Raw genomic sequence first — 3,339 nt, 5'->3', positions numbered from 1 at the left:
CGGGCCCAGGATTTTCAGGGTGTCCAGGTAACGGGCAGCATGGTAGTCCAGATAATGTTCTTCCCAGGGAAGCAGAGACTCTCCGGCATACCTTCGGACTATGGTTTTGAATTCATCGTCTTTCAATGGTGTCACCCCTCATTCCTTTTTGGGCATCTACCACTTCCATGCGATCAAGCAACACATCCACCTTGCTTAAAAATTTCACCCGATAACCGAGTTCACATGGAAAAGGGACTTTTACATCCAACCGGATCGGCTCATACTGATCGGTTATTAGGTCCCGAACCTTGACCTTTCGTTGGCTGAATATCCTCTTTCCCATATCGGTGGCCACCTCAATGAGAACCACGTCGGTTTCTTTAGAAATGGAAGGAAGGTCTTTTAATCGAAGAAAAAAGACGGCCTGGAACCGTCCCGGAGGAAAGGTCCGATACGGTCCGTAACTAAGATAGATCGGAGGATGATATCCAGCCTGACCGAATACGGCCTCTTTGCCCGAGGCCAGGGGATCGAGGATAACAGTGCCGGTCTGCCGAAACAAGTCTTCGGCTTCAACTGATCCCGGTCCTGTATTTTGATCGGCAAAACCGATGGCGGCAGTGTTGAACTTTAAGGGGACTTTCCCGGAATAATAGACCCTAAACCCTATCTCTCCCAACTGGGTATTTTCAAATTCCAAAGGGATATCCGTCCAGCCCGCAGTTCCATTTATATCCCGGCCCCGAATGAGCCTTTGTTTAATAACGGTCTTGCGGTCTTTAGTTATTTCAATCCGCCCCACTTCCTGCCAAGGATCGGCAGCCCCGGCCTTGATGCGAAATCGGGCCTTGTATTTCCCGGAAGGGAAAAACCGGCTAGGACCGATAGCCAAGTATCCGGACTGATCCTGGCCGGGGGAGGCCAAGAACACATTCCCCCTTTTCCCGGGGAGAGGTACCAGTTTCCCTTGAAGCAAAGCCTTTTCATCCATAAGCAGGTAATACCCGGAGGCCAAGGGATCCATTTCAACACTTCCGGTTTCCCGGGAAAGTTGATGAGCATAAAAAATGGCTGAAACCGGGGAAGAAATGGTGGACACCTCTCTAAATCCCCCTCCTTCCTCCTTTGTCATAGGGGGATTTTTTACCCAACCCTTTGCTAAAGGGAGGGTGGGGAGATTTTTATAATCCGAAGGAGCCCCCAGAAAATCTGAGTTGAATTTGAAAAGGGATACATCCTGATCATGGTCAACCAGCCTTAAGAACGGAGAAGTTATCAACCGCTTCAAGGCCAGTCTTGGGGGAAAGGGACTTATTTTTTCCGGATAGACCATAGAATTATCATGAAAGGTAATCAAATCCACCTTGAGATTTTTCAGTTCCGCGGCCTGGGGTGATTTCAGCTCCCCAAAATCCAAAGGAAAAAGAGGCCAGAAAATATGCCGGATATATTCCCGGAACACTACGGGGGCATAGCCGTTTATCATCGGTTTGCGGGTTCGGGTAACCGTGTATTCATAGGCAGAAGACTGGTGGGAATCCCCCGGCCAAATGGGGAGCTCCAAAACATTTCCCCCCTTTGGCAGACGATTTTGAATCTCCTTGTAGATCCGATTGTCTTTACCCATCATAGAAATCCCTAAGGGTTGCCAAGTATGAAATTCAGCCAATACTAAAAGAATAATGAAAAGAGGAAGCCATTTCCTTAAGCGATTCCATCCTCTGGAGGCCAGGCTTTCCCGGATGGAAGACAGGGCCATTCCGGCCAGCAAGCAGAAGAAAACCATCCCCACCATCACAAAACGGCCCGGCACCCGGGAGTAATTGAAAAAGGGAACATACCTATAAAGGATGGAATAAAGAGGGAAGGAAGTCAACGTCGGCCCGAGGGTCAAAATGAGGCCCAAAAAGGCCAGAATTCCGGCCAGGGCCAATTGCCCCGGTCGTTTAGGTTGTTGTTTAAAAAGGGGAATCAAACCGAAAACGGCCAAAAGGACCAGACCCCAACCCAACAAGACGAATCGTTCCTGATTGATGTCCTGCCAGAAAAATAAGTTGCCGGCTCTCGGAGAAAAAAGAAGGACCTCGCCGATAGTCCTTCCCTTGCCGGCCAGAGAAGGTAAGAAAACCGTTGTCCGGACATGCATCAAATAAGCCGAGGCTATCGCCAACCCCAATCCTACGCTTATGACAAGAATCAAGGTCTTGGGCCAATCAAACATCAAGAGCCGATCCCGGTGTTTTTTCCAAACAGCAATCAGAGCGATAAAAAAAAGGCTCAGCGAAAATCCGGTCAAGATCAAGCCCAGATAGGGGATATGAATTCGATATTTTAGAACATAAAACCACAAGGGCAGGAATAATAAAAATATTTTCCCCACCCGAAGACGAGTCTCGGCAAAAGAGAGAGTGGTCCATCTTGAAAGCAGTGCGGAAAGATAAAACCAGGCGAAAAAGACCAATAAGGTTCCAAGAATGAAGGCCTGGATCAGGTTAGTGTGCCAAAAAGGAAGACCGGCATTCAGCCCATATCTTATCCAAAGGAAAAAAGAAATCGATAATCCACCGGCCAAGGTCCCTATGAATCCGGGCCAAAGAGAAGTGGATTCCCTTCCCTGGATCAAAGGGAAAGGGCGGTTCAACAGGAGGCGGCTCGGCAGGTAAACCCCGAGGGTCAAGGCCGTTAAATAACTCGTATGGGGGTCCATGCGGGACAACAAAACCAGGCATAATCCCGCCGCCCCCCCATAAACCCAACGTCCGGTAGTCAGTGTCTTTTCTACAAAGAAGAGACAAAGGGGCAGGAAAAAAATCACATGGCCGGTAAGCTGGCCCCCGGCAATGTGACTGATTCGGTAGGGAAAAACGGCAAAAATGAGCCCGGCCAGCAAGGAGGACCAAGGGTCATTGGTCCAGGTCCGGGCCAGAAGAAACATAGACAGTCCGCAAAGCACAAAAGAAAGAAGAATCAATCCATTATAAGCCCCGATCGGCCCTAATGGTAATAAAATGATATAAAGAAGGGAAAAAGGGAAAAAGGCAGAAACCGTGCTCATCGGTCCTGCCGGCCCGTTGAATTCATAAGGGTTTGACAAAAAGGTAGAACCCCCGAACAGATTATCCGACAGAAGCCAGTACCAATAATAGGCCTGCAAGTGATCACCGGGGATCAAAGGAACACGCTCATATCCCGGTATCGGCTTCAGGGTATAGGGAATGGAAGAAAAAAAAGAAGAGGCCATGGGCCAGGTAAAAAGGATACCCGCCATCAGGCACAGAGCAAGGCAAAGGACTATGGGACGTTTAGCCATGCTTTAACCTGAAACATTTTTTGGGCAAGAATCCGCACCGGCGACCA

Annotated in this window: 1 protein-coding gene; it reads right to left on the bottom strand. The window is 49.0% G+C overall.

The genetic code is table 11. The annotated features are described in order from the left end of the window. Positions 1-112 precede the first annotated feature (112 nt). Positions 113-3,292 (bottom strand): hypothetical protein, encoded by a 3,180-nt coding sequence (locus tag ACYC56_RS13550; protein WP_461374705.1) that lies wholly within the window; start codon positions 3,290-3,292, stop codon positions 113-115. Between the last annotated feature and the right edge of the window lie 47 nt (positions 3,293-3,339).

The organism is Candidatus Aquicultor sp. (genome assembly GCF_054640775.1).
The sequence above is the reverse complement of the archived record's forward strand: the minus strand, read 5'-3'. Positions and strand labels throughout refer to the sequence as shown.

What these genes read in the sequence shown, in the direction of transcription:
- ACYC56_RS13550 (WP_461374705.1), bottom strand. Translation starts at nt 3,292, where the DNA reads ATGGCTAAACGTCCCATAGTCCTTTGCCTTGCTCTGTGCCTGATGGCG.